Here is a 23,334-nt window from a genome sequence, read left to right on the forward strand (position 1 = left end):
GGTAGCTGCCGGGCTGTCCGGTCGGCGGAGGCGGAGGATAGCCACCGGGTTGGCCGTACGCGTTGGGATCGTAGTCACCCGTGGTCATTGCTCGCTCCTCCCGCTGATGTCGGTCCGGCCCAATCTACCCTTGCGGCCGAACCCGGCAGGAGCTTCACCGCGGCGCGATCCGAATGCTCAACTCTTGGCCAGCCTCTTGGCTTCCTTGCGGGCCTTCTTGCCGGCCTTCTCGGCGCGGGTGCGGGTGGTGTCGACCCACTCACCGCTTTGATCCCTGGCCACGTCGGCGAATTCGGCTCCGCGCTCGCGGGCGACATCGGCCAACTCCAACCCGCGCTCGCGGGCGATCTCGGCCAATTCCGCCCCGCGCTTGCGGGCCGTCTCCAGCAACGGCGCGGTGCGCTCGCCGGCGACCAGCGCCAGTTCGCGGCCGCGTTCGGCACCGACCTGGAGTCCATGGCCCACCTTCGGACCGACCTTGTCCAGCAGATCACTATCCAGCAGACCGTGATTCGAGCCTGGCAGGCTGGTGGCGACGGCTTCGCTGACCTTGCGTGCCGCGCGACGTCCACGCCAGCCCAGCGACGGCTTGCCCGCGGTGTCGGCCGAGGCGATGATCAGCCCACCCAGCAAGCTCAGATCGGTCAGGAAGGCGCGGCGCTTCTCGGCTTTGAGCTGTTGGTCGGGTTCGTCCCAGAACATGTGCGCGCCGAGGTTGGCCGGAATCACCGTGGCAGCCAACGCCGCCGAGGCCACCCGCGGCAGGCGGCCGGACGCCAGCAACAAGCCGCCGCCGATCTGCACCGCTGCGGTGATCTTGGCGAACGTCTCCGGATCGCTCGGCACTCCGGAGCCGACCGGGTCGGGTAGTTTCTGCAATCCTTCGAGCGCCGGTCGGGCGGCCTCTGCGGCCGGCTTCGGGCTCCTCAGCGCTTCGAATCCTTGACCGATGAACACCGCCGCCAGCATGGGCCGGGCAACTCTGCGAATCAACATGGCGGCGGGATTCCCTAGGTCCTGGCGGGTCAAACCCGTCAGGCGTCGAGGTGACGCATCCACAGCGGGTAGGCCACCCACGCAAGCAACATCAAGACTCCGGTCACGACACCGGCGAGCGCACCGGCACCATCGCCGAGGACCGCACCGAACACCACGGTGGCGACCCCGGTCAGCGCCGCGCCCAGCAAGAGCAGGCCACCGAACGCGAACCGGTGCGCCGTGGACACCAGCGGGCGGAGCTTGTGCCGGCGAAACAGTAGCCGGTGCATGCCGACCGGTGCGACCAGCAACACGGTGGCGATCAACGAACAGACGACGGTGGCCAGATAGGCCAGGTGGAGCCCGAACCCGAGCCGGTCGAATCGCTGCTGGAATGGCAACATCAGCAGAAACCCGGTCAGCAGTTGGACGCCGGTCTGGGTGACCCGGAGCTCCTGAAGCAGGCTGGACCAGTTGCGGTCCAGCCGCTCCGCTTCGGTCTCGGACCGGGCCGCGGCGTTCCAGCGCTGGTCCAACTCGGGATGGTCGACATCCACCAGGTGGGCATTCCCCGTGCGCGTGCGGTGAAACCCGGCCGAAGCGGTCACCGTGACCGGCGGTCGTTGCGCGCCTCGGCGAGTGCAGGCGTTTCGGCACGCTCTGCCATGGCCTCGGGCCCGGGACCTTCGAACGTGCGTCCGCGCTGCTCGGCCTGTGGGCTGCCGCTGAAGAGTTGGGCGTCGGCCCTGCGGTGGCTGGGCGTGACGGCGTCGTGGGTCTCCAGGTTCGCCGACGCCTCGCGAAACTGCTCGATGCGCCAGCGCGGCAGCGCACCCGGGTTGGTTCGCTGCAGCCAGCGGACCATGCCCTCGCGCACCGTGCACCGAAGGTCGAAGAGGGCGCCGGCGTTGGCGGCGCTCACCAGCATCCGAACCCGCAGATGTCCGCCGACCGCGTCGGTGACCTGAAGGACTCCGACTCGGCCGTCCCAGAGATCGCTGGCGGACAGCAGCCGGTCCAGTTCCGCGCGCATGCCGTCCAGGGGGACGGTGAAATCCACATCCAGTTCTGCGGTGCCGAGCAGCTCGGTGGCCTGTCGAGTCCAGTTCTGGAAGGGGGTCGTGGTGAAGTACGTGCAAGGCAGCACCAGCCGTCGCTCATCCCAGAGATGCACGACGACATAGGTCAGCGTGATCTCCTCGATCCGCCCCCACTCGTCTTCGAGGACCACCACATCGCCGACGCGGATGGCGTCGGAGAATGCGATCTGGATCCCGGCGAACGCCGCACCCAGCGACGTCTGCGCGGCCAGGCCCGCCACCACCGACAGCACTCCGGCGGAGGCGAACAAGGTCCGGCCGAGGTCGACGAACGAGGGGAACGTCATCAGGGCCGCCGCGGTGCCGATGACGATGACGATGGCGACGCCGATCCGGCGCAGCACCGTGACCTGGGTGCGGATCTTGCGGCGGTGGCGGTCCGCATCGGTCATCTGCGCATCACCCCCGCCGAATCGAGCGATCACTCGCTGTTCGGCGACCATGACAAGGCTGCTCACCACCCAGGTGACCGCGGCGATCAGCAGGATCACCATCACCTGGTGAACGCTGTTGCGCCAGAACGCCTGACCATCGGTGACCCGGTCGAACGCGGTGAGTGCCGCGATCATCATCAGGACCGCACGCGCCGGTCTGCGGGTCAGCCGGGCCACGTCGGCGAGCAGATCGCTTCGCCGGCCGAGGCGGTGCAGTGTCCAGGACAGCACTGCCCCCGCCCCGTAGGCGACGATCAGCCCGCCGGCCACCCAGGCGGCCATCACGGCAAAGCTCGCGGCCGAACTCAGGTCGGTGTCTTCAGGCATCAGGCGGCGTCACTCCTCCCAGCGGTGACTCATCGATGACCGGGACGCACTTCGCCCCGATGCATTCGCGTACCCCTCGGGCCGTGGTTCAAGGCGCGCCCAACACCATTGAGACCGCTCTCACACCGCGGTCAGGCAAGCAGCAGGCGGGCCGAGGCCTCCAGCCGGGCGGCGATCTCGGTGTAGGAGGCGTAGCCCATGCCTGCGCGTACCAGGGCGCCGGCGTAGAGCTGTTCCAGAGATTCGACGACGTTCGAATCGCATTGTGCGCCAAGGGCTGAAGTCAGCCGTTGATGAATCTCGCGGCCGATGCGGAACCGGAGGTGCTCGACGTCGGGATCCTTGCCCAGCAGGGCGGTGGTGACGGCGCCGGCCAGCTCCGGCTCGTCGGCGACCAGCAGTGCGATATGGCGGAGCACGGTCACCACCCGGTCGATCTGGTCGGGGGAGTCGTCGGGCGGGACGGGCGTGGAAGCCAGCCGGCGCCAGAACACCTCGGCGACCAGATGCTCCTTGGACGAGAAGTAGGTGTAGGCGGTGGCCGCGCCGACCCCGGCCTCGGCGGCGACCATCCGGATCGTCAGACCGGAGAATCCTTCCCGGCTGAGCACGTCGACGGCGGCGCGGCCCAAGCGGTCGACCGTGGCGGCCTGCTTTGCTGTCAACCGGCGTCGCGTCGATTCCCGAGCTACCGGATCAGACACATGTCCGGACGCTACTACAACCCACCTGCAGCGACAAGGTGCGCGCTGGCCATCGACCATGCGTAAGGGTTAGGTTCGGAACATGAGCCGCACCGACACCACCGCCGCAGCGCAAACTTCCCGCCTTTTCAACTTGGCCGAACAGGTCGTCGGCTTCATGCCCGCCGACGAGGGCCGGGCGCTCTACGACGCGGCGATCCGCTATCTCGACGGCGGAGTGGCCGTCGAGATCGGTACCTACTGCGGCAAGTCCACGGTCATGTTGGGCGCTGCCGCCGCGGCGACCGGCAGTGTGCTCTACACCGTCGACCATCATCACGGCTCCGAGGAACACCAGGCGGGGTGGGAGTTCCACGACACGTCGATGGTCGACCCCGTCAGCGGCCGGTTCGACACGCTGCCCACGTTCCGGCGCACGCTGGATGCCGCCGACCTCGAGGACACCATCGTCGCGGTGGTGGGCAAGTCGCCGGTGGTGGCCCGCGGCTGGCGGACGCCGTTGCGGCTGTTGTTCATCGACGGCGGACACAGCGAGACGGCCGCCCAGCAGGACTTCGACGGCTGGGCCAAGTGGGTGGAGCCCGGCGGGGCGCTCGTCATTCACGACGTCTTTCCGGACCCGCGTGATGGTGGTCGACCGCCGTACCACATCTATTGCCGCGCACTGGATTCCGGTCACTTCACCGAGGTCGGCAGCGCCGGCTCGCTGCGGGTGCTCGAACGCGTCGCCGGTTCGGCCGGCGAGGACCCGGTCAGCGCCTGACGCATTCACAGTCGTAGTCGCCTTCCAGGCCGCGCGGCAGATCCGCGGCCCGGAAGATGCCGCTGCCCGACGTGGTCGAGGACAGCGCGTCGGCGGCCAAGATGACCGCCGCTCCGGTCCACGTCGTGCGCTCGACCGGCCAGCGCTTGCCGTCGGCGAACACCAGTCCGGTCCAGTAGGAGCCGTCCTGCTCGCGCAGATGCTGCATGGCGGCGAACTGGGTGAGGGCCCGGTGCCGGTCGCCCATCGCGTCCAGAGCCATCACGAGTTCGCACGTCTCGGCCCCGGTCACCCACGGGCGGTCGTCGACGCAGCGGATGCCCAGGCCGTCCACGACGAAGTCGTCCCAGCGCTGGGCGATCCGGGCGGAGGCCTGCGGGCCGCGTAGGGCGCCGCCGAGGATCGGGTAGTACCAGTCCATCGAGTGGTGGGGCTTCTCGGTGAAGGCGTCCGGGTGCTCGGCGATGGCGTGGCCCAGCCGGCCCAGCGCAACCTCCCATTCGGGCTGCGGGTCGTCCATGCGGTCGGCGAGCGCCACCGCGCAGCGGATGCTGTGGTACACACTGGCACACCCGGTCAGCAATGCCTCCGGAATGACGCCGGACGGCCCTTGGGCCCAGTAGATCTCGCCGGTCCCGGCCTGAAGGCCGAGAACGAAGTCGATGCCGGCGCGCACCGACGGCCACATGTGCTCGGCGAACCGGACGTCACCGGTGACCAGGAAGTGGTGCCACACACCGGCGGCGAGGTAGGCGCAGAAGTTGCTGTCGCTGTTGGCGTCTTCGATCACCCCGCGGCGGTACTGGATCGGCCAGGAACCGTCGGCGCGTTGCTCGCGGCGGCACCATTCGTAGGCGGCCTGGGCGGGTTCGAGCAACCCGGCGGCGGTCAGGGCCATCGCGCACTCGACGTGATCCCACACGTCGGTGTGCCCGGTCTCCGACCACGGGATCTCACCCGACGACTCCTGCACGGCGGCAATGGATTCCGCCGTCTGGCGGCATTGCTGGGGAGTGAGGATGCCGGCCACGCCGGGCACGCCCTCGAGCTCAGACGGGCGCGACATTCGTGATCGGCTTCTCGAAGTAAAGGGCCACGCTCTTGCCGACCAGCGGATTGAGCGCGGCTTCGGTCACCCGGGTCAGGGCGGGCCGGGACATCATGTCCCACACCAGCAGCTGGTGATACGCCTTGACCACGGGGTGGTTCGGCTTCTCCACGCCGACCGCGCATTTGAGCCACCAGAACGGCGAATGCAGTGCGTGCGCGTGGTGAGCGTGGGTGAACTCCAGACCGCCGCGGACCAGCTTGTCGCGCAGCTGGTCGGCCTTGTAGATGCGGATGTGGCCGCCCTCGTTGGCGTGGTATTCGTCGCTCAGCAGCCAGCAGATCAGCTCGGGCAACCAGCGCGGCACGGTCACTGCCAGTTTGCCGCCAGGCTTGAGCACCCGGATCAGCTCGGCGATCGCGGCGTCGTCGTCGGGGATGTGCTCGAGGATCTCCGAGGCGATCACGCAGTCGAATTCGCCGTCGGGATAGGGCAGGGCCAGAGCGTCGCCGACCACGACCTGTGCCTTGGCCGACGCGGGAGCCTCGCCGGCCTGGCCCATCGCCTGCAGCAGGGTGTCGACCTCGGCCAGCCCGGCGGCGTCCTGGTCGAAGGCGATGACATCGGCGCCGCGGCGGTAGGCCTCGTAGCTGTGCCGCCCGGCGCCGGCACCGACGTCGATGACCTTTGTTCCTGGTCCGACAGCGAGCCGGTCGTAGTCCACGGTCAGCATGGTTCGTCCACCGCCTCGACGCTGTCGGCGATCCGGCCGGCGCGGCCGGTCCGTGCGATAGCCTGCTCGTACACCCGCACTGTCTGCGCGGCGACCGATTCCCAGCTGAACACGTCGAGTGCCCGACGGCGGCCCGCGGTGCCCAGCCACTGCCGGCGCGCGGGGGAATCCAGCTGGTTGCCGAGTGCCGCGATCAGCTCGTTGACGTCGCCCGGTGTCACGAGGTCGGCGCATTCGCCGTCGGCGCCGAGGACCTCGGGCAGCGCCCCGGCCCGGCTGGCCACGATGGGCGTGCCGCTGGCCATGGCTTCCACCGCGGGCAGTGAGAACCCCTCGTACAGCGAGGGGATGCAGGCGATCTCGGCCGACGCGAACAGCGCGGCCAGCTCCTCGTCGGAAAGTCCGCTGGAGGTGTGCACGATATCGCTGATGCCCAGTTCGGCGATCAGTTTCTCGGTCGGACCGTTCGGCTCGAGCTTGGCCACCAGTTGCAGCTCCAGGTCGTGCTCGGTGCGCAACTTGGCCACCGCGTGCAGCAGGTGTCCAATCCCCTTGAGGGGGCGGTCGGCGCTGGAGATCGCGATGATGCGGCCCGGGACCCGCGGCCGGTCGGACGGCTTGAACAGCTCGGTGTCCACTCCCAGCGGCACGACCCGCAGCTGCTGCGGGCTGACGCCGAAGTCGTCTGCGATGTCGGTGGCCGACGACGTCGACACCGTGAGCAGGTCGGGGATACTCCTTGCGACCTTCTTCTGCATCTGCGCGAAGCCATACCACCTGTGCACCAATGGCTTTCGCCACCACTTGGCGGCGGCCATGTCGAGCACCCGGTCCCGGGTGATCGGGTGGTGCACGGTGGCGACCACGGGAAGGCCCATCTCGGCGATCCGGAGTAGTCCGGTGCCCAGGCACTGGTTGTCGTGCACGATGTCGAACTCGCCGCGGCGGGCGGCCAGCAGCCGGGCGGCACGCAGGCTGAACGTGCGGGGTTCGGGGAAGCCCGACGTCCACATCGTCGCCAGCTCGAGCACGTCGATGCGGTCCCGGATCTCGCTGGGCCGCGGCACCCGGAACGGGTCGGGTTCCCGGTAGAGGTCCAGGCTGGGGACCTCGGTCAGCCGGACCCGGGGGTCGAGGATCTCGGGGTAGGGCTGGCCGGAGAACACCTCGACGTCATGGCCGAGTTCCACCAAGCCCTGACTGAGGTGCCGAACATAGACGCCCTGCCCGCCACAGTGGGTTTTGCTGCGGTAGGACAGCAACGCAATCCGCATTTTCACACTCCTGCAACGTCCATGACCGATACGGCCGGGGTACCCGCCGGGCTCGCGTATGTCATCGTGTAAACAACCGGACACGGTCAGCGAGCTGTCTGGACATGTGTCTGGACTATAATTCGCTTAGCTACATACTGCAACGTAACCCGGTCCCACCCTATGTCAGGGACTATCTTCACCGGTGATGCACTACGACTGGGAAGAGCTGTCCGACGGTGTGCACCGCTGTCGGCTCCCGTTCCTCGACGTCACCGTCGGGTTGGTGCGGGGCGACCAGAAGATCCTGTTGATCGATTGCGGCACAACGCTTTCCGAAGCAGCTAGGATCGCCGCCGACGTGGCTGAACTCACCGGCGCAGCGGTGACGGATCTGGTGATGACCCACCACCATTTCGACCACATTCTGGGGTCGGCGGGGTTCGGTACGGCCGTCCTATATGCGCCGGACGCCGTCGCCGAGGCGCTGACCACGCGAATCGGTGAGGTTCGCGAGCATGCGCTGAGCTATGGGACCAACCCGGACCAGCTGGAGCGGGCGATCGCCGGAGTCCGCGCGCCCGACCACGTCGTGACGACCGCTGATCTGGATCTGGGCGGCCGCCGGGCCCATCTCGTGTCGCCCGGTCCCGGCCATACCGGCCATGACCTGGTGGTCGTCGTCCCCGCGCTCGCGCCGGATCAGCGCCCGGTGGTGTTCTGCGGCGACCTGGTCGAAGAGTCCGCCGACCCGGCGATCGACGCCGGCTCGGACCTACCGGCCTGGCCGCACGCGCTGGACCGGGTGCTGGCCCTCGGCGGTCCGGACGCCCGCTACGTCCCCGGCCACGGCGCCGTGGTGGACGCCGCGTTCGTGCGTGCACAGCGCGACTGGCTCGCCGCTCGCGTGACTTCCAGCCCCGGGGGCTGACGAGGCGAGCTGACTCACCAGCCGGTCGACAGCACCCGGTCGAGCATGTCGACGAAGAAGTCGGCCGATTCCCGGGTGATACACATCGGGGGTTTGACCTTGAGCACGTTCTGCCGATCGCCGGTGGGCTGGACGATGACGCCCAGCTCGAGCAGGCGCTCGCAGATCGCCGAGGTCTCGGAGACGGCCGGCTCCAGTGTCGCGCGGTCGCGCACCAGCTCGACCCCCATGTACAAGCCGCTGCCGTGCACGGTGCCGATCAGCTCGTGGCGGGTCGCCAGCTCCTCGATGCGAGTCTTGAGGTGATCGCCGATGGTCAGGGCGTTGCTCTGCAACCCCTCGGACTCCAGCACGTCGAGCACCGTCAGACCCACCACGCAGGAAACCGGGCTGCCGCCGGCCGAGGAGAAGAAGTAACCCTGGGTGCGGTATTTCTCGGCGATCTCCCGGGTGGTGATCACTGCCCCGAGCGGCTGGCCGTTGCCCATCGCCTTGGCGACGGTGACGATGTCGGGCACCACGTCCTGTTGCTGGAAGCTCCAGAACCACCGTCCCGTGCGGCCATAGCCGACCTGCACCTCGTCGGCGATGGCCAGACCGCCCGCCGCGCGCACCGCCGCATAGACGGCCTTGAGGTAGCCGTCGGGCAACGCCATCCCGCCGGCGTTGCCGTAGAACGGCTCACAGATGAACGCCGCCGGCGGCTTTCCTTGCGCGGCAAGGTGTTCGATGATCTCGACGGCCTCAGGCGCGTAGCGCGAGGCGTCCGGGCCGCGATGTTCGCCGCGGTAGGCGTTGGGCGAGGGCACCGTGTGCACCCATCCCGGCCGGGTGGCCAGCGCGTTGGGGTTGTCGGCGACCGACGTCGACACCGCGTCGGTGGCATAGGTCCAGCCGTGGTAGGCCTCGGCGACCGCGACCACGTCGTGCCGGCCGGTGGTGGCCATCGCCAGCCGCAGCGCCAGGTCACCGGCCTCCGAGCCGGAGTTGACCAGGAACACCGTGTCCAGCGGGTCGGGCAGGGTGGCGGCCAGCCGCTCCGAGAGCTCGACGACCGCGCCGTAGTTGAACCTCGAGTTGGTGTTGAGCCGGCGCCACTGGCGGGCAACGGCGTCGGCCAGCACCGGATGGCCGTGTCCCAGGATCGCGACGTTGTTGACCATGTCGAGGTAGCTGCGGGCGTCGTTGGCCAGCATGTGCTCCCGCCAGCCGCGCTCGATGCGCGGCGGGTTGAGGTAGTAGTGCTCCTGCACCGAGGCGAACGAATGCGCCCGGCGCCGCCACAGCGCTTCGCCGTCGTCGGCTGCCGACCCCACCGGCGGCAGGCCGAGCAGCGCGCTGGGGTCCTGGACCAGGCTCAACCAGCCCTCGGCGTACTCGGCCCGGACGAAATCGGGGACCGTCAGCTCGGGCCGGGTGCGGCACTGGATCCACAGCTGACCGTCGGCGGTGCCCAGCGCGGCGCCCGCGGCCACGCTCTGGCCCGGCCGCAGCCGGTCGTCGACGCGTAGCCCGCCCCGCACCGCAACCGTGGCCGAGGTGCCGGTCAGGGTGACGCCGTCGGCGGTGACGGTCTCGACCACGCCGGCCCACGGCGCGGTGATCGGCATCGGCACCCCCAGCCACAGGTCCACCCCGGTGCCCACGGTGGCCGCCGACTGGGAACTCAGCGGCACCGTGCGGGTCAGGCGGGGTTGGCCGAACGCGCTCACCACCGCGGTGGCGCCGCCGGCGAGCGCCTCGGCGACGAGTTCACCCTCGCAGCCCGCGGCCAGCCAGCGGCCGCCGTCCATGGCATCGGCTTCGGCGGACAGGTCCAGCCGCACCACGTCGCCGGCGGCCAGGCCCCCGATCAGCCGGGTGTCGACCGGCAGCGGCTCGGCCTGGTGCGCGCTGCCCAACAGGGCGCGGATCTGGCCGGTCATCACCTCACTGGGCACCTCGACGGCGCGTTGGAAGATCCGCCATTCGAAGTCCAGCGCGCTGGTGGCGTAGACGTTGTCGGTGTCGATCGCGGCCTGGTGGATGCCGCTGACCACCAGCACTGCCGCACGCAGCACCACCAGCGGCCACAGCGCCTCGATCTCGGCGGGGCTCAGTGGGCGCACCGCGTGGAACGCCGCGATGGCAGCCAGGGTCGCGGCGGGTTCACCGCCCTCGTGGCGCAGCAGCGACGACACCGCGATCGCCAGCTCGCCGACCGTCCAGGAGCGGGTCAGGTCACCCAGGTCGATGATGCCGTCGGGCATCTGGCCGGTCTCGGTGGAACCGCACACCACGTTGTCGTCGGTGATGTCGCCGTGGATCACCTGAACCGGCAGGTCCTCGGCCAGATCGGCGACCACGTGCCAGGCGGCGCCTGCGGCGGCCTCGACGGCCTCGCGCCGGGCGGCGTCGGTGACGTGTGCGGCGAGGACCTCGACGGTGCGCTGGGCGTGCCGCAGATCCCACTGCAGGATCCGGTCCACGCCCGGATGCTCGAAGCCGGCCAGCGCGCGGGCGGTCCGGCCGGCCAGGGTGCCCAGTGCCGCCGCCCGGGCCGGGCTGACGTACTGATCGCCGCTCATCGTGCCGCCCGCCAGGTGGGCGATGATCCGGGCGTGCAGCACCGCGCCGCCCTCGCCGGGCACCTCGGCGATCGCCGGCACCCCGGGCAGCGCCACATTGACGGCGGTTCGGACACCGGGCTCGCAACCGCTGATGTGAGCTGCCGCGGCGTCCTGGGCCTCGAGCTCGATTCGGGAGAACGCCGGATTGGCGATCTTGAGTACGCCCACCGGCCCGCCGCCCGAGCCGCTGAGCAGGAAGTTCGCATCCTGTTGGCTGCCGAGCGCGGTCACCTGCGCGTCGACACCGAAGTGTGTCTTGACGATGCCGCGGGCCTGGTCCGGGCTGATCGCCGGCACCGGAAGTTCCTCGGTGTTGAAGAAGTCGAACAGTGTCATCGGCTACGTGCGTCCTCATCTCGCGGTTCGGCGATCTCACTGTACTGCCGCGGTACTACGCCACCGGATCTGCCGATACGGTGGGCAGATGCGGGCGCTGATCGTCGTCGATGTGCAGAACGACTTCTGCGAGGGTGGATCGCTGGCCGTGACCGGCGCGGGCGCGGTGGTGCGGGCGATCAACGCGTTGCTCGCCGGCGACCACGGCTACGACCACGTGGTCGCGACCAAGGACTACCACGTGGATCCCGGAGCGCATTTCGCCGACCAACCCGACTACATCGACTCGTGGCCGCGGCACTGCGTGGCCGGGACCGCCGGCGCCGAATTCCATCCCGACCTGAACACCGCGCCGATCGAGGAGGTGTTCCACAAAGGGGCTTACACGGCGGCCTACAGCGGCTTCGAACGCGCCACCGACCACACCTCGCTGACCGACTGGTTACGCGCCCGCGGTGTCGACGAGGTCGACATCGCCGGGATAGCAACCGATTACTGCGTGCGCCAGACCGCTGCCGACGCCGCCCGGGCCGGGTTCACCACCCGGGTCCTGGTCGATCTCACCGCCGGCGTCGCGCCCGGATCGACCGCCGAGGCGCTCGACGACATGCGCGCCCGCGGAGTCGAATTGGTGCGTAGCGCGTGATGCCGGCACCCCGCTCGGTTCTGGTCGACGCCGTCGACCGGTCGCCGCTGATGGCCGCCGAACACGACCGCGCAGGCTGGGTCGGCCTGTTCGCCACCGACGGCCGGGTGGAGGATCCGGTGGGCTCGCGCCCGCATGTCGGGCCCGCTCAGATCGGCCGGTTCTACGACACTTTCATCGCGCCGCGCCGGATCGTGTTCCGCCACGAGGCCGACATCGTGTCCGAGTCGACGGTGATCCGTGATGTCGTACTCGAGGTCGGGATGGGCCCGGTGGTGACGATGCAGATCCCGGCGGTGTTGCGGTATGACCTGCGCGACGTGGCGGGGGACTGGCGCATCGACCGTCTCCGGGCCTATTGGGAGCTGCCGGCGATGGTGCTGCAGTTCGCAGGCAACGGGTTGTCGGCGGGTCCACAGGCCCTCGAGCTGGGCCGCGCCCTGATCCGCAACCAGGGGCTGCGGGGATCGCTCGGTTTCGCGGCCGGCTTCCGTGGCGCCCGGTTCCGGGGCAAACGTAGGGTGCGGGACTTCCTCGACGCGGTCGCCGCCGGTGACCAGTTGCGCTCATGGCGCTCGCTGGCGCCGGGAGCCGTGATCACCCGTGGTGAGAGCACGCCGCTGAAATTCGGTGCCTTCAGCGACGAGCTGGCGGGCACGTCGTGGACCAAGTTGATCGCCGCGGGCTCGTCGGTGACCGCATCCCTGCGCGGCGCTCGACCGGGGGTGCTGATCGCCGAACTCGGTGCGGCAGGCGGTGCGATCACCCGGCTGCGGTACTTCGCCGAGTAGCTACGTCACATCCGCGCGTACCGCGCCAGCACGAAGCAGTAGGCGCCGTAGGCGGCGAAACCGACCGCCGCCGCGAGCAGCAGGACTTTGCCGAACGGGGCCTCGCCCAGGCTCTTCACGGCGGCGTCCAGCCCGGCCCCCTTGCTGGGGTCGGCGGTCGCGGTCGCCACGGCGAGCAGCACCCCGGCACCGCCCAACACCACTCCCTTCGCGGTGTAGCCGGCGATGCCCAGCGGGGTGATCAGCGGCCCGCCGCCGCTGACCGTGAGGTCCTTCTCGAATTTCGTCGACACGCCCTTGTAGACGTGGTACCCGCCGACGCTGACGATCACCACTGCGGCGATCAGCAAAAGTCCTTTGCCCCAACTGGTTTGGAGCAGCCGAGCGGTCAAGCCGGTGTTCTGTGCGCTGTTGGACTGTCCGCCCCCGCCGGCGAAGCGGACCGCGGCCAGCGCGATGCCGGCATAGACGGCGGCCAGCGTGGCGGACTTGGCCCGGTCGAACAGGTCGGAGGCGCCGTCGTGCTCGTGCCCCGGCTCGCTGGGATGAGAGCCCAAGACGGTCTCGGCGACGCGCCACAGTGCCAGCGCGATCAGACCGGCCGCGGCAAGCCAGAGGACGACGGAGCCGCCGGGTTGGGCCGCCAGGGTGGCCAGCGCGCCGGACTGGTCGGCGTTGCCGCCCGAACCGAATGCCAGCCGCACGATGATGTAGGCGATCACGAGATGCAGGATGCCGCTGATGCTGTATCCCGCCCTCGCGGCTACCTCGAAGGCTCTGCTGTCGGTGGCTGCCCGCACGGCACCGTGCATCGCACTGTCGGCCATGACGATCGGGCTTCCCCGCACGGGCCTCCGACAAACTCGGCCGGCCGGCGCCGCGGTGCGACCCTATGCCGACCTCCCGTGCACCGGGCAGCCGGTCGCGACGCGGGTGGCCCGCCGCGCACGCGCGCCGGGTATCAGCATCGGTACGCCGGCGCGGTAATCCAGGTAGTCGTCGCCAAGGTGCGCGATCAGGTCGCGCTCCTCGAGCCGCAGGGCGATCAGGATGTAGCCGGTGGTGCCGAGCGTGAACAGCAGATGCCCCGCCGTCATCGTCGGCGCCGCCCAGAACGCGACCAGGAAGCCGAGCATCAGCGGGTGGCGAACCAGCCGGTAGAGCAGAGACGCCCGGAAGCCCGTCTCGGCGCGCGGTGTGCGGCGCCAGGACGCGAAAACCTGTCGCAGGCCGAACAACTCGAAATGGTCGATCATGAAGGTCGCGGCCAGCACGGTGACCCAACCGGCCGCGAACAGCGCCCACAGCAGCAGCCGGAGCGCCGGCTGGTCGATCTGCCAGACAATCGCCGGCATCGTGCGCCACTGCCAATACAGCAGCAGGAGAACGAGACTGGCGAGCAGTACGTAGGTGCTCCGTTCGATCACCGGAGGCACGAAGCGTGTCCACCACCGCTTGAAGGCAGGCCTGGCCATCACACTGTGCTGCACCGCGAACAGCCCGAGCAGTGCGGTGTTGACGGCGAATGCCAGCCCTGCCGGGACGCCGTCGATGCCCCGGTCGACGGTGCGGGGCACCACGATGCCCCCGACGAAGCCGATGGCGTAACAGAACGCGACGAGGAAGACGAGGTAACTGAGCGTCCCGTATCCGGCGGCCAGGATGCGGCGGGTCCGGGTGGACGAAGGATTGTGTGTCATACCCTCGATGCTGGTCGGGCCCGGCCCGCCGATCATGGGGCAATCGCCTCAACTACAGCGGCTCGGTCAGCCCGTGTCGCAGCGCGTACAGGCTCGCCCCGATGCGGTTGCCGACGCCGATCTTCGCGTAGGTCCGCTCCACGTGATTGCGGGCGGTCTTCTCGCTGATCACCAGCGCGGTGGCGATCTCCTTGTTGGAGGCGCCCCGCGCCACCAGGCACAGCACCTCGATCTCGCGGGGTGTCAGCCCGTCGGGCCGCGTTCCCGGCCTGCGGGTGTTGTGCCCGGCCGCGTGCAGTACGGCCTCGGCGGCCACGGCGTCCAGTTCGCCGTCGCGCACCCGGTCTCGCACCCGCCGCGCGGCCGCCGCCGGATCGAGTGTGCGGCGATACGGTCGCGGCTCCAGCGCGGATTGGTAGGTGACCGCCGCGGCCAGCACCCGATCGGGCATGCCGAGCGCAGCGCCGGGCAGGTTGCGGGGATAGCCGGTGCCGTTCACACATTCGTGGTGGTTGCCGGCGACCTGGGCGAGCAGTTCGAGGCCGCTGATCCGGCTCAGGATTCGTGTGGTGAGGTACGGGTGCAGGCGCATCCGCTCGAACTCGGCCGCCGACAACGGCGCCGGCTTGGACCAGATCTGGTTGGAGACCCCGATCCGGCCCAGGTCGTGCACGTGCCCGGCCCGCCGGACCAGCGTGACCGCGTCAGCACCCAGGCCGGCCACCTCGGCGGCGTCACCGGCAAGCTTCGCCACGGCGCGCGAATGTCCAAGGGTGAAAGGGCATTTCAAATCGACAAAATCCCCGAGTGCCACAAGCAAATCGTCGAGCGACTGCTGCAGCAGCGGCTCGTCGCGATCGGGGGCGCAGGACAGTGCGGCCTCCCAGACCTCGCCTGCGGGTGGGCCGGCGAGGATAGCCTCCGCGTCGGCGGTGAACGCCTCGACCACCGCCGGATCGAATTGGTGACCGCTGCGCTGCGCGGCCATGTCGGTCGCGGCGATCACCCCGCCGGTGCGGTGGTGCACCTCGGCCATGTCGGCAAGCTGGGCGACCCGCATCTCGATCGGGATCTCGGTGCCGCGTACCCCGCCGGGCAGCCCGCGCCCGTCGTAGCGTTCGAAGCCAAACCCCAGCGCGTCCTGGACCGCGGATCCCAGTCCCAGGCGGTCGGCCAGTAGTGCCGCGGAGGTGCAGTGCGAGTGGATGAGCGCCGACATGTTGCCGCGCGCGTTTATCAGCAGGGACGCGACGGCTGTCAGTCGCTGCGCCACGGGCTCGCCGCGGCCGACGTTGGCAGTCAGGAAGCGCAGATACGGCAATCCCGCCCAGTCGACGAAGTACGAGTCCCGGCGCACCGCGATGTCGTCGCCGAACCACTGCGCGAACTCGTGGGAGTCGGCATGGCAGCCGATCCACATCACCAGCGTCGTGTAGTACACGCACGCGCGTTGGTCGTGGTCGAGACCCAGCCGGTCGGCGATCCGGGTGCCGATCAGCGCGGCGCGCAGCATGTGCTCGGCGGGCTGACCCAGGCCGAGGTCGATGGCCACCGACAGCGCGGCCAGCAGCTCGGCACGGCTTGGTGTGCCGGGCGGCCGGCCGGTGCGTGGCGCCACGCGCTTGATTGTGCTCCCTAACACCGTGGGCTCGTCGTCACGGTGTGCCCGGCCGGCTGGTGGCGCCGCAGATCGAAGCTGTCGAACCGGGCCGTGCCGATCACGCACAGGCCCCGCTGCGGCAGCCGAAAATCAGCCAGCCGGGCCTGCCGGGCCAGCGGGGCGAGCCGGCCGAGGTCGGTGCCGTCCAGCACCGCCCGGGCCTCGCGGACCACCCAGATCTGACGCGGGGCAACACGAAAACCCTGGCCGTTGGGCGCGCTGCCGGTCAGCCGCATCTCTCCGGTCCCCAGCAGCGGGCCGGCCACCCGGCCCATGGCGGCCAGCACCGGTGGACTGGCCCAGGCCCACTCGGGCAGTGCCCGTCCGGCCCGGCTGGCGGCCCGGGTGGCGACGGTGTCGGCCATGCCGACAGTCCAGCGCAGCACTCCGGGAATCGCGATGGTCAGCGACCAGGGATCGGTCCAGGACGTGGTGATGTGGCACTGCACCGCCGGACGTGTTGTCGCGGAACTGAAGTAGCGTGCGCAGCTCTGCTCGGCGGGAGTGCTGGCGTAGAACGTCCATTGACCGTCGGGGGCGCGGTGCCACACCGAGCGGTAGGCAGGGGAGAACGAGGCGGCGGGGAAGTCGCGGTAGGCCAGGTAGTGACCGGAGTCGAACGGCAGGCCCATGATGCCGAACCCGCTGACCCGCTCGTCGGTGCCGGCCGGCAGGGTGGGATCGGTGGTGATGGCGTGCACCGCGGTCTGCGGTGTGGTGATCGAGGACATGCCCCCCATGGTGGTCGCGTGCGGTGGATCCGGTCATGGGGCAACTGCCCCAGATCTACTTCTGCGGTTTGCGCAGGGTCTCCCAGTCGTGCTCGGCCTCGAGCTGGGCGATCAGGCTGCGGGTGCGCTCTTTGAGAAGCAGGGTCAGTCCGATGCCGGCGACGATCGCGACCACCAGCGCGATCCAGGAGAACCGGGACAGCCATTTCTCGGCGGCCAGGCCGAGGTAGTAGACCACCGCGGTGGTGCCGCCGGCCCAGCACAGTGCGCCGGATGCGTTGGCGGCCAGGAAGTGCGGGTAGCGCATGTGCAGTGCACCGGCCAACGGCCCGGCCAGGATCCGCAACAGCGCGATGAAGCGCCCGAAGAACACCGCCCATACACCCCACCGGGCGAACAACTGCTTGGCCAGGGCCACGTGGCCGGGGCCGAAGTGTTTCGGGAAGCGCGCGCCCAGTCGTTCGAACAGGCCCATCCCGAAACGCCTGCCGATGGTGTAGCCGATCGTGTCACCGATGACGGCGCCGAGGGTGGCGGACACCCCGACCCACACCGGGTCGATGTCGAGGGTGTGCCGTGAGGCCAGCAGCGCCGCGCTCACCAGTGCGATCTCGCCCGGCAGCGGGATGCCCAGGCTTTCGATGCCGATGATCAGCCCGACGACCAGGTACACCGCCAGCGGTGGGATGGATTCCAGGATCGCGTCGACCGTCACCCGCCAAGGATGCCGTATCGACGGCGGTTACCGGGACAAACCCCGGGTTGCGTGTCGGGCTCAGCCGTCGCGCTTGCGGCGGTACAGCGTCCCGACGCCCAGCAGCAGCAGGCTGATCACCAGGATCGCGGTGGCCAGCACGTTGATCTGAGGCGGCACAGCCGCTTTCACGGCCGCGTTCACGTACAGCGGGTACGTCACCGTCGAACCGCTGACGAAGTAGGTGATGATGAAGTCGTCCAGGGAGAGCGCGAACGACAACATCGCGGCGGCCACGATGCCCGGCACGACCAGCGGCAGGGTCACCCGGAAGAACGTCCGGGTGGGGCCCGCGCCCAGATCCAGTGAGGCGTCTTCGAGCGTCCAGTCGAAGCCGCGGATCCGCGCTCGCACGGTCATCGCTATGAAGCTGATCTCGAATGCGACATGGGCGATCAGGATTGTCGCGTAACCGGTGGCCCAACCCAGGTCGAGGAACAGGGTCAGCAGCGAGGCACCCATCACGACCTCGGGCGAGGTGAGTGGCAGCACCAGGAAGGTGTCGACCGCCTTGCTGCCCCGGAACCGTTGCCGGACAAGGGCAATGGCAACCAGGGTGCCCAGCACCACGGCGATCAGGGTGGACACCGCGGCGACGTTCAGGCTCAGCTTGAGCGCTTCGGTCAGCGCCGGATACTTGAACGGGTTGGCCCAGTTGTCCAGCGTGAAGCCCTGCCAGGTGTAGTTGAACTTCCCGGCTGGTTTGTTGAACGAGAAGACCACGATCACCAGGATCGGCAGGAACAGATAGAACAGCACCAGGGCAGCGACGACGCGCAGCGCCACGTCGCCGAGCTTGAACGTGCCCCGGATGTTGCGGCCCGGTTTGGCCAGCCCGCCGTGGTCGATGGTCTGGGCGATCGCCGCGCCGGCCTCGGTCGTCATGCGCGATCCCGCTTCGCTTCTCGCTGGGTCGTCATGCGCGATCCCGCTTCGCTGTCATACCAGGTCCTCCGTGCCCAGGGCGCGGGTGTAGATCAGAACGCCGATGAGGATGAGCGCCATCAGCACGAAGCTGAGTGCGGCGGCGGCCGGATAGTCCTTGACCACCAAGAACTGCTTCTGGATGACGTTGCCGATCATCCTGGTCTGGGTGCTGCCCAGGTAGTCGGCGTTGATGAAGTCACCGACCGACGGAATGAAGACCAGCATGCTGCCGGCCAGCACGCCGGGCATCGCCAGCGGCATGATCACCTTGCCGAACATCCGGCGGTTGGTGGCGTACAGATCGCGGGAGGCCTCCAGCAGCCGGGCGTCGATCTTCTCCAGGCTGACGTACAGCGGCAGGATCATGAAGATGATCCAGTTGTAGGTCAGGCCGCCGACCACGGCCCAGCCGGTCGACAACAGGCGCCCTTCACTGGGCAGCAGCCCGATCGTGCCCAGTGCGTGCACCACCCAGCCGTCGTCGGCCAGGATCGTCTTCCACGCCAGCGTGCGGATCAGGAACGTCACGAAGAACGGCAGGATCACCAGACCCAGGAGCAGATTCTTGTAGCGACCGGCCTTGAATGCGATGACGTAGGCCAGCGGGAAAGCCAGCAGCACGCACAGCACCGTGGCGGCCAACGCATAGCCGAACGAACGCAGGATCTGGTCCTGGTACTCGGTCAGCGCGTGGCCGTAGTTGCTGAAATCCCAGGCGAAGGTCAGCTTGGGCAGATAGATCGAGCCGCCCATGTTCGACAGGGACGTCCGGAACAACGAGATGAACGGCACCACATAGAAGACCCCGAGGTACGCAAGCGCGGGCAGGATCATCAGGTAGGGCGCGAGCTTGCTCCGCTGCCGGTTGCTACTGGCTACTCCCGCCATCGCGTCAGCCGCCGGTGACTTCGGCGTAGGCCTTGTTGAACTCCGCGGTCTGCTCGTCGGTGAGTGCGGCCCAGGTCTTGAGCTTCTCCAGGGTGGCCTGCGGCGGGTTGATCAGCGGGTTGGTCGCCAAACCCGGATCGATCTTGTTGAGCTCGTCGGTCATGTCCGACAGCACCGGCACGTACTGGGTGTGCGCAATCAGCTTGGCGTAGTTGGCCCGGTCGTAGACGTAGTTGATCCAGGTCTCGGCGGCCTTCTGATTCTGCGTGGTGTAGGGGATCACCATGGTGTCGACGAACGTGGTGCCGCCGGATTCCGGCACGACGAACTTCAGGTCGGGGTTGTCCTTCTGCAGCTGCACCACGTCGCCCGAATAAGCCTGGGCGATCACGACGTTGCCCGACGCGAGGTCGTCGGCGTAGTCGTTGCCGGTGAAGCGGCGGATCTGTCCCTTGTCCTTCTGCTCCTTGATCAGGGCGACCGCCTTGTTGACGCCGTCGCTGGTGGGGTCCTCCACCGAGCTGCCCTGGGAGAGCATGATCATGCCCAAGCCGTCCTGGGTATCGGCGAGCAGGCTGATCTTGCCCTTGAACGCCGGATCCCACAGGTCGTCGATCTTGGTGATGTCGCGCCCGGTGGCCGCCCGGTTGTAGGCCAGCGCGGTCATGCCCGACATGTAGGGTGCGCTGAACTTGCGGCCCGGGTCGGCCTTGGCGTTGAGCAGGTCCTCGCGCATGTTCTTCTTGTTCGTCCAGCGCGACTCGCTGATGGTGTTGAGCCAGCCCAGCCCGTTGAGGCGGGCAGCCATGAACTGGGTGGGCACCACCAGATCGGCACCGATGTCCTGCTTGCGCGACAGCGGTTCCTTGTTCTTGGCGAACCATTCCTCGTTGTCGTTGTAGTCCTCTTTGTAGTCCACGGTCAGACCGGTCGCGGTCTGGAAGGCGGCCACAAAGCCGTCGGCCATGTACAGCGGCCAGTTGGAGATCCGCAGTTTCCCGGTGGCCGGCGAGCCGTCGTCGGACGGGGTGGCCGGGCCGCTCGAACTGCTCGAGTTGTCCGACTTGCTACACGCGGCCAGGAACGACGGTCCCAGGACCAGGGCGGCCGCCGCGGCGGCACCGCCGCCGATGAAGCGGCGTCGTGAGGACAGCGAAGCGAGGATCCGGGGGTCGATCTCTGTGGCCATGTGCCGTGGAGCCTTTCGTTGGGGGAGGTCGGGGGACGAAGCGGCGGATCGGATTCGGTCGAGAAACTACGAGTCGTCGAGCATCTCTTCGAGATCTTCGGTGGTCGGAATGTCGGCCGCAGGCAAAACCAGCGACGCGTCGGGAGCCCAGGCCGCGAACACGTCGTCGCCGGGGCGCAGCATCGGCAGATTCTGCTCCGGTCCGACATGGGCCAGGATCGGCGAATCGTCGGCGGCGGCGAGCGACAGTCGCAGCACCGGCCCCTGGAAAGTCAAGTCGACGACCTTGGCGGCGACGGTCGCGACGTCGCCGGTGGGCTGATCCATCGACACCCGCACGCGTTCCGGGCGGACCATCAGGGTGGCCTGGCCGCCGGGCTCGATCGTGGTGTCACCCGGGCGGGCCTTGAGCTTGGTGCCCAGCACCTCGACCTCGACGTAGTCGCGGTTGACCCGGCCGGTCTGGCGGCCGTGCCACAGGTTGGCCTGGCCGATGAAGCCGGCCACGAAGACCGTCGCGGGGCGGTCGTAGATCTCGGTCGGGGAGCCGATCTGTTCGACGTTGCCGGCGTTCATGACCGCGATCCGGTCGCTCATCGTGAGCGCCTCTTCCTGGTCATGGGTCACGTAGACGAACGTGATGCCGACCTCGCGCTGGATGCGCTTGAGCTCGAACTGCATGACGTGGCGCAGTTTGAGGTCCAGAGCGCCGAGCGGCTCGTCGAGCAGCAGCGCACTCGGGTAGTTGACCAGTGCCCTGGCCAGCGCCACCCGCTGCTGCTGACCGCCGGACAGCTGCGCGGGCTTTCGGTGGGCGAAATCGGTGAGCCGAACCACCTCGAGCATCTCGTCGACGCTCTTCTTGACCTGCGCCTTGTCCTTCTTCTGACTGCGCGGCCCGTAGGCGACGTTGTCCCACACCGTCATGTGCGGGAACAGGGCGTAGTGCTGGAAGACGGTGTTGACGTTGCGCTTGTGCGGCGGCACCCGGGACACGTCGACACCCTCGAGGCGAATCGCGCCCTCGGTGGGTTGTTCGAAGCCCGCGATCATGCGCAGGGTGGTGGTCTTCCCGCAGCCGGAGGGCCCGAGCATGGAGAAGAACTCGCCGGCGCCGATGGAGAAGTCGGCGTCGGCGACGGCGATGTAGTCCTCGAAGCGTTTGACGACGTGGTCGATCTCGATGACCGGCGCTCCGGTGCGTTTCGGTCCGGGGTGTCCGGTGGTCTGCTGGGTGGCGGCTGCGCCGGTCTCGGTCAGGGCCCGTCCTCCTCTAGTCCCGCGGGCCGAGCAGGGTGACCCGCCGACCTCGCTCCTAAACGATTGCGGATTTGCGTGCGGTTCGCAACCGATTCCGCAACGAAATATGAATTCTTCGATGGAATCGCTCGTCACCACCCCGGTTGGGACACGGCTTTCGATTCGACGGCACCACGGGATCGAGTGTCGATGGGACGGATCGTATCGCCGTTGCGGCGCGCGTGAGCGCCGGAAATCACGATCGGTTCGATCGCCGGCGGGATCGTTACCGCCGGCAACGGGGCGAAGCAGCCCACGCGAGCCCGCGGCGACAACGCCGGGGCCGACGCGGTCCTTACATATGGGCGCCGCCGTCGATGCGGACCTCGGTGCCCGAGACGAAGTAGGCATCCGGGCTGCCCAGCATCGCGACGACGTTGGCGACCGCGTCGGGCTTGGCGAAGATCTCGCCCTTGGGCAACGGCAGCAACGGGGCCACCCTGCCGAACAAGCTGTAGTCGACATCCTCGGGCAGGCCGGGGCCGACGCTTTGCTTCGATTCGCCGCTGCCGTCGGTCATTCCCGACGAGATCGACCCGGGCTGCACGGAGTTGAACCGGATGCCGTCCTTGGCGAACTCTGCTGCCAACGCATGGGTCATCGCCTGCACGCCGCCCTTCGACGCGGCGTAGGCCGACATGTAGGGATGGGCGAACCCGGCGGACGTCGAGCTGAAGTTCACCACCGCCGGGGCGGTGCCGGCGCGCAACGCCGGGATGGCTTCGCGGGTCACCAGGAAGGTCCCGACCAGGTTCACCCGCAGCACCTGCTCGAAGGCGGCCAACGTGGTGTCCAGGAAGTGATCCGATCGCAGGATGCCCGCCACATTGACGAGGGTGTCAAGACCGCCGAGGGTGGAAATCGCTTCACCCACACCGGCTTTGACCGAGTCCTCACTACCGACGTCAATTGTCACCGTCGTCAACCGGTCGCCGGCATCCGCCTTGGCGACGGTGTCTTTCAAGCCGGACTCGCTGATGTCGGCGGCCACCACCCGGCCGCCTTCGTCGAGAATCCGCAGCACACAAGCCTGTCCGATGCCGGAGCCGCCGCCGGTGATCAGCACCCGACGGTCGGTGTAACGCTGCGAGATCGGCATGCGGGGCGGCTCCTGTCTAGGGGATGGGGGACTGGAACACATTGTGGGCCGTGATGCGCGGCGCGCGAAGACGATCCCGCTGACCGGAATCCGGCGGCCCCGCGCGGTCGCCGGCGAGACACTCGAGCCCACGGCGTCTCGGCGACATGCGGAGAAACACCGACACCACCAGTCACAGGGTCTCGATTGCTGGGATTCGCTTCCAAGCGCGCGTTAAGTGCACTAATCTGCGTTGGCGTCGTTGTAACACGTTCCAGTTTTGGACCGACATGTGCCATGGCGCTTGGTCGATGACCACAACGACGTTGGAGGTTGACGAAGACACCCATGACGAATCGCACTTCTGATCGTTGGTCGCCGGGGATCGCGTTGAGTGGGCTGTCGAGCCCGATGGCGGCTGTTGGTGGTTTGTTTGCGATGTCGGCTGATGCGGT

At 68.6% G+C, this 23,334-nt stretch carries 22 protein-coding genes and 1 pseudogene; 5 read left to right on the forward strand and 18 right to left on the reverse strand.

The genetic code is table 11. The annotated features are described in order from the left end of the window. Window positions 1-177: 177 nt before the first annotated feature. From MSZK_RS14065 to MSZK_RS14080, 4 genes are all read right to left on the reverse strand, one after another. On the reverse strand, window positions 178-996 hold the full coding sequence (locus tag MSZK_RS14065; RefSeq protein ID WP_199203335.1) for a DoxX family protein: 819 nt from the start codon (window positions 994-996) through the stop codon (window positions 178-180). A 38-nt stretch (window positions 997-1,034) separates the two neighbouring features. Further along, on the reverse strand, window positions 1,035-1,535 hold the full coding sequence (locus MSZK_RS14070; protein WP_099248858.1) for a DUF6328 family protein: 501 nt from the start codon (window positions 1,533-1,535) through the stop codon (window positions 1,035-1,037). 47 nt (window positions 1,536-1,582) lie between these two features. After that, window positions 1,583-2,839, reverse strand: coding sequence for a mechanosensitive ion channel family protein (locus tag MSZK_RS14075; RefSeq protein ID WP_099248808.1), 1,257 nt, complete (start codon window positions 2,837-2,839; stop codon window positions 1,583-1,585). Window positions 2,840-2,970: 131 nt separating this feature from the next. After that, window positions 2,971-3,543, reverse strand: coding sequence for a TetR family transcriptional regulator (locus MSZK_RS14080; RefSeq protein WP_099248810.1), 573 nt, complete (start codon window positions 3,541-3,543; stop codon window positions 2,971-2,973). 82 nt (window positions 3,544-3,625) lie between these two features. On the opposite strand from MSZK_RS14080, the gene MSZK_RS14085 reads away from it, so the two are divergent. Then, a complete protein-coding gene (locus tag MSZK_RS14085) occupies window positions 3,626-4,306 on the forward strand; it encodes a class I SAM-dependent methyltransferase (RefSeq protein WP_099248812.1) in 681 nt (226 codons plus the stop codon). Here MSZK_RS14085 and MSZK_RS14090 read toward each other — a convergent pair. From MSZK_RS14090 to MSZK_RS14100, 3 genes are read right to left on the reverse strand one after another with little or no spacing between them, the layout of a single operon-like run. Then, the gene (locus MSZK_RS14090) at window positions 4,296-5,372 is read right to left on the reverse strand and encodes a prenyltransferase (protein WP_099248814.1); all 1,077 of its coding nucleotides are present in this window, start codon (window positions 5,370-5,372) and stop codon (window positions 4,296-4,298) included. The genes MSZK_RS14085 and MSZK_RS14090 overlap by 11 nt on opposite strands. Further along, window positions 5,356-6,087: a class I SAM-dependent methyltransferase gene (locus MSZK_RS14095; protein WP_099248816.1), complete on the reverse strand. Its 732-nt coding sequence runs from the start codon at window positions 6,085-6,087 to the stop codon at window positions 5,356-5,358. Before MSZK_RS14095 ends, MSZK_RS14090 begins: the two co-directional genes overlap by 17 nt. Beyond that, the gene (locus tag MSZK_RS14100) at window positions 6,081-7,361 is read right to left on the reverse strand and encodes a glycosyltransferase family 4 protein (RefSeq protein ID WP_099248818.1); all 1,281 of its coding nucleotides are present in this window, start codon (window positions 7,359-7,361) and stop codon (window positions 6,081-6,083) included. Before MSZK_RS14100 ends, MSZK_RS14095 begins: the two co-directional genes overlap by 7 nt. 187 nt (window positions 7,362-7,548) lie before the next feature. Here MSZK_RS14100 and MSZK_RS14105 point away from each other — a divergent pair, with 187 nt between their 5' ends. Beyond that, window positions 7,549-8,271, forward strand: a complete 723-nt coding sequence (locus tag MSZK_RS14105) for an MBL fold metallo-hydrolase (RefSeq protein ID WP_099248820.1) — start codon at window positions 7,549-7,551, stop codon at window positions 8,269-8,271. Between the two features lie 14 nt (window positions 8,272-8,285). Here MSZK_RS14105 and MSZK_RS14110 read toward each other — a convergent pair whose 3' ends face one another. Then, window positions 8,286-11,216 (reverse strand): aminotransferase, encoded by a 2,931-nt coding sequence (locus MSZK_RS14110; RefSeq protein WP_099248822.1) that lies wholly within the window; start codon window positions 11,214-11,216, stop codon window positions 8,286-8,288. An 88-nt stretch (window positions 11,217-11,304) separates the two neighbouring features. On the opposite strand from MSZK_RS14110, the gene MSZK_RS14115 reads away from it, so the two are divergent. Then, the gene (locus tag MSZK_RS14115) at window positions 11,305-11,862 is read left to right on the forward strand and encodes a nicotinamidase (RefSeq protein ID WP_099248824.1); all 558 of its coding nucleotides are present in this window, start codon (window positions 11,305-11,307) and stop codon (window positions 11,860-11,862) included. After that, the gene (locus MSZK_RS14120) at window positions 11,862-12,653 is read left to right on the forward strand and encodes a ketosteroid isomerase family protein (RefSeq protein WP_199203336.1); all 792 of its coding nucleotides are present in this window, start codon (window positions 11,862-11,864) and stop codon (window positions 12,651-12,653) included. The genes MSZK_RS14115 and MSZK_RS14120 overlap by 1 nt, the downstream gene beginning before the upstream one ends. 5 nt (window positions 12,654-12,658) lie before the next feature. On the opposite strand, the gene MSZK_RS14125 is transcribed toward MSZK_RS14120, so the two are convergent. From MSZK_RS14125 to MSZK_RS14170, 10 genes are all read right to left on the reverse strand, one after another. Further along, window positions 12,659-13,480 carry a DUF1206 domain-containing protein gene (locus MSZK_RS14125; RefSeq protein WP_099248828.1) on the reverse strand — a complete coding sequence of 274 codons (822 nt, stop codon included), beginning with the start codon at window positions 13,478-13,480 and terminating at the stop codon, window positions 12,659-12,661. 63 nt (window positions 13,481-13,543) lie between these two features. After that, window positions 13,544-14,353, reverse strand: a complete 810-nt coding sequence (gene mddA, locus MSZK_RS14130) for a methanethiol S-methyltransferase (RefSeq protein WP_099248860.1) — start codon at window positions 14,351-14,353, stop codon at window positions 13,544-13,546. A gap of 52 nt (window positions 14,354-14,405) precedes the next feature. After that, entirely contained in the window at window positions 14,406-15,971 is a 1,566-nt protein-coding gene (locus MSZK_RS14135) for an HD domain-containing phosphohydrolase (RefSeq protein ID WP_233211301.1), read from the reverse strand. 17 nt (window positions 15,972-15,988) lie between these two features. After that, window positions 15,989-16,744, reverse strand: coding sequence for a hypothetical protein (locus MSZK_RS14140; protein WP_099248864.1), 756 nt, complete (start codon window positions 16,742-16,744; stop codon window positions 15,989-15,991). 55 nt (window positions 16,745-16,799) lie between these two features. Further along, window positions 16,800-17,459, reverse strand: coding sequence for a DedA family protein (locus MSZK_RS14145; RefSeq protein WP_099248831.1), 660 nt, complete (start codon window positions 17,457-17,459; stop codon window positions 16,800-16,802). 60 nt (window positions 17,460-17,519) lie between these two features. Continuing rightward, on the reverse strand, window positions 17,520-18,383 hold the full coding sequence (locus tag MSZK_RS14150; protein ID WP_099248833.1) for an ABC transporter permease: 864 nt from the start codon (window positions 18,381-18,383) through the stop codon (window positions 17,520-17,522). 54 nt (window positions 18,384-18,437) lie between these two features. Next, window positions 18,438-19,313 (reverse strand): ABC transporter permease, encoded by an 876-nt coding sequence (locus tag MSZK_RS14155; RefSeq protein WP_099248835.1) that lies wholly within the window; start codon window positions 19,311-19,313, stop codon window positions 18,438-18,440. Window positions 19,314-19,317: 4 nt separating this feature from the next. After that, window positions 19,318-20,502 (reverse strand): spermidine/putrescine ABC transporter substrate-binding protein, encoded by a 1,185-nt coding sequence (locus MSZK_RS14160; protein WP_099248837.1) that lies wholly within the window; start codon window positions 20,500-20,502, stop codon window positions 19,318-19,320. Between the two features lie 66 nt (window positions 20,503-20,568). Next, the gene (locus MSZK_RS14165) at window positions 20,569-21,687 is read right to left on the reverse strand and encodes an ABC transporter ATP-binding protein (protein ID WP_099248866.1); all 1,119 of its coding nucleotides are present in this window, start codon (window positions 21,685-21,687) and stop codon (window positions 20,569-20,571) included. 409 nt (window positions 21,688-22,096) lie between these two features. Then, entirely contained in the window at window positions 22,097-22,900 is an 804-nt protein-coding gene (locus tag MSZK_RS14170) for an SDR family NAD(P)-dependent oxidoreductase (RefSeq protein WP_099248839.1), read from the reverse strand. A gap of 327 nt (window positions 22,901-23,227) precedes the next feature. Between MSZK_RS14170 and MSZK_RS33585 the strand changes: the two are divergent. Next, window positions 23,228-23,334, forward strand: a pseudogene (locus MSZK_RS33585) (ABC transporter permease); the annotation flags it as partial.

It is taken from the genome of Mycobacterium sp. shizuoka-1 (assembly GCF_002723835.1).
Lineage (GTDB): Bacteria > Actinomycetota > Actinomycetes > Mycobacteriales > Mycobacteriaceae > Mycobacterium.

What these genes read in the sequence shown, in the direction of transcription:
- MSZK_RS14065 (WP_199203335.1), bottom strand. Translation starts at nt 996, where the DNA reads ATGTTGATTCGCAGAGTTGCCCGGCCCATGCTGGCGGCGGTGTTCATC.
- MSZK_RS14075 (WP_099248808.1), bottom strand. Translation starts at nt 2,839, where the DNA reads ATGCCTGAAGACACCGACCTGAGTTCGGCCGCGAGCTTTGCCGTGATG.
- MSZK_RS14085 (WP_099248812.1), top strand. Translation starts at nt 3,626, where the DNA reads ATGAGCCGCACCGACACCACCGCCGCAGCGCAAACTTCCCGCCTTTTC.
- MSZK_RS14090 (WP_099248814.1), bottom strand. Translation starts at nt 5,372, where the DNA reads ATGTCGCGCCCGTCTGAGCTCGAGGGCGTGCCCGGCGTGGCCGGCATC.
- MSZK_RS14095 (WP_099248816.1), bottom strand. Translation starts at nt 6,087, where the DNA reads ATGCTGACCGTGGACTACGACCGGCTCGCTGTCGGACCAGGAACAAAG.
- MSZK_RS14100 (WP_099248818.1), bottom strand. Translation starts at nt 7,361, where the DNA reads ATGCGGATTGCGTTGCTGTCCTACCGCAGCAAAACCCACTGTGGCGGG.
- MSZK_RS14105 (WP_099248820.1), top strand. Translation starts at nt 7,549, where the DNA reads ATGCACTACGACTGGGAAGAGCTGTCCGACGGTGTGCACCGCTGTCGG.
- MSZK_RS14110 (WP_099248822.1), bottom strand. Translation starts at nt 11,216, where the DNA reads ATGACACTGTTCGACTTCTTCAACACCGAGGAACTTCCGGTGCCGGCG.
- MSZK_RS14115 (WP_099248824.1), top strand. Translation starts at nt 11,305, where the DNA reads ATGCGGGCGCTGATCGTCGTCGATGTGCAGAACGACTTCTGCGAGGGT.
- MSZK_RS14120 (WP_199203336.1), top strand. Translation starts at nt 11,862, where the DNA reads ATGCCGGCACCCCGCTCGGTTCTGGTCGACGCCGTCGACCGGTCGCCG.
- MSZK_RS14125 (WP_099248828.1), bottom strand. Translation starts at nt 13,480, where the DNA reads ATGGCCGACAGTGCGATGCACGGTGCCGTGCGGGCAGCCACCGACAGC.
- mddA (WP_099248860.1), bottom strand. Translation starts at nt 14,353, where the DNA reads ATGACACACAATCCTTCGTCCACCCGGACCCGCCGCATCCTGGCCGCC.
- MSZK_RS14140 (WP_099248864.1), bottom strand. Translation starts at nt 16,744, where the DNA reads ATGTCCTCGATCACCACACCGCAGACCGCGGTGCACGCCATCACCACC.
- MSZK_RS14150 (WP_099248833.1), bottom strand. Translation starts at nt 18,383, where the DNA reads ATGACGACCGAGGCCGGCGCGGCGATCGCCCAGACCATCGACCACGGC.
- MSZK_RS14155 (WP_099248835.1), bottom strand. Translation starts at nt 19,313, where the DNA reads ATGGCGGGAGTAGCCAGTAGCAACCGGCAGCGGAGCAAGCTCGCGCCC.
- MSZK_RS14160 (WP_099248837.1), bottom strand. Translation starts at nt 20,502, where the DNA reads ATGGCCACAGAGATCGACCCCCGGATCCTCGCTTCGCTGTCCTCACGA.
- MSZK_RS14170 (WP_099248839.1), bottom strand. Translation starts at nt 22,900, where the DNA reads ATGCCGATCTCGCAGCGTTACACCGACCGTCGGGTGCTGATCACCGGC.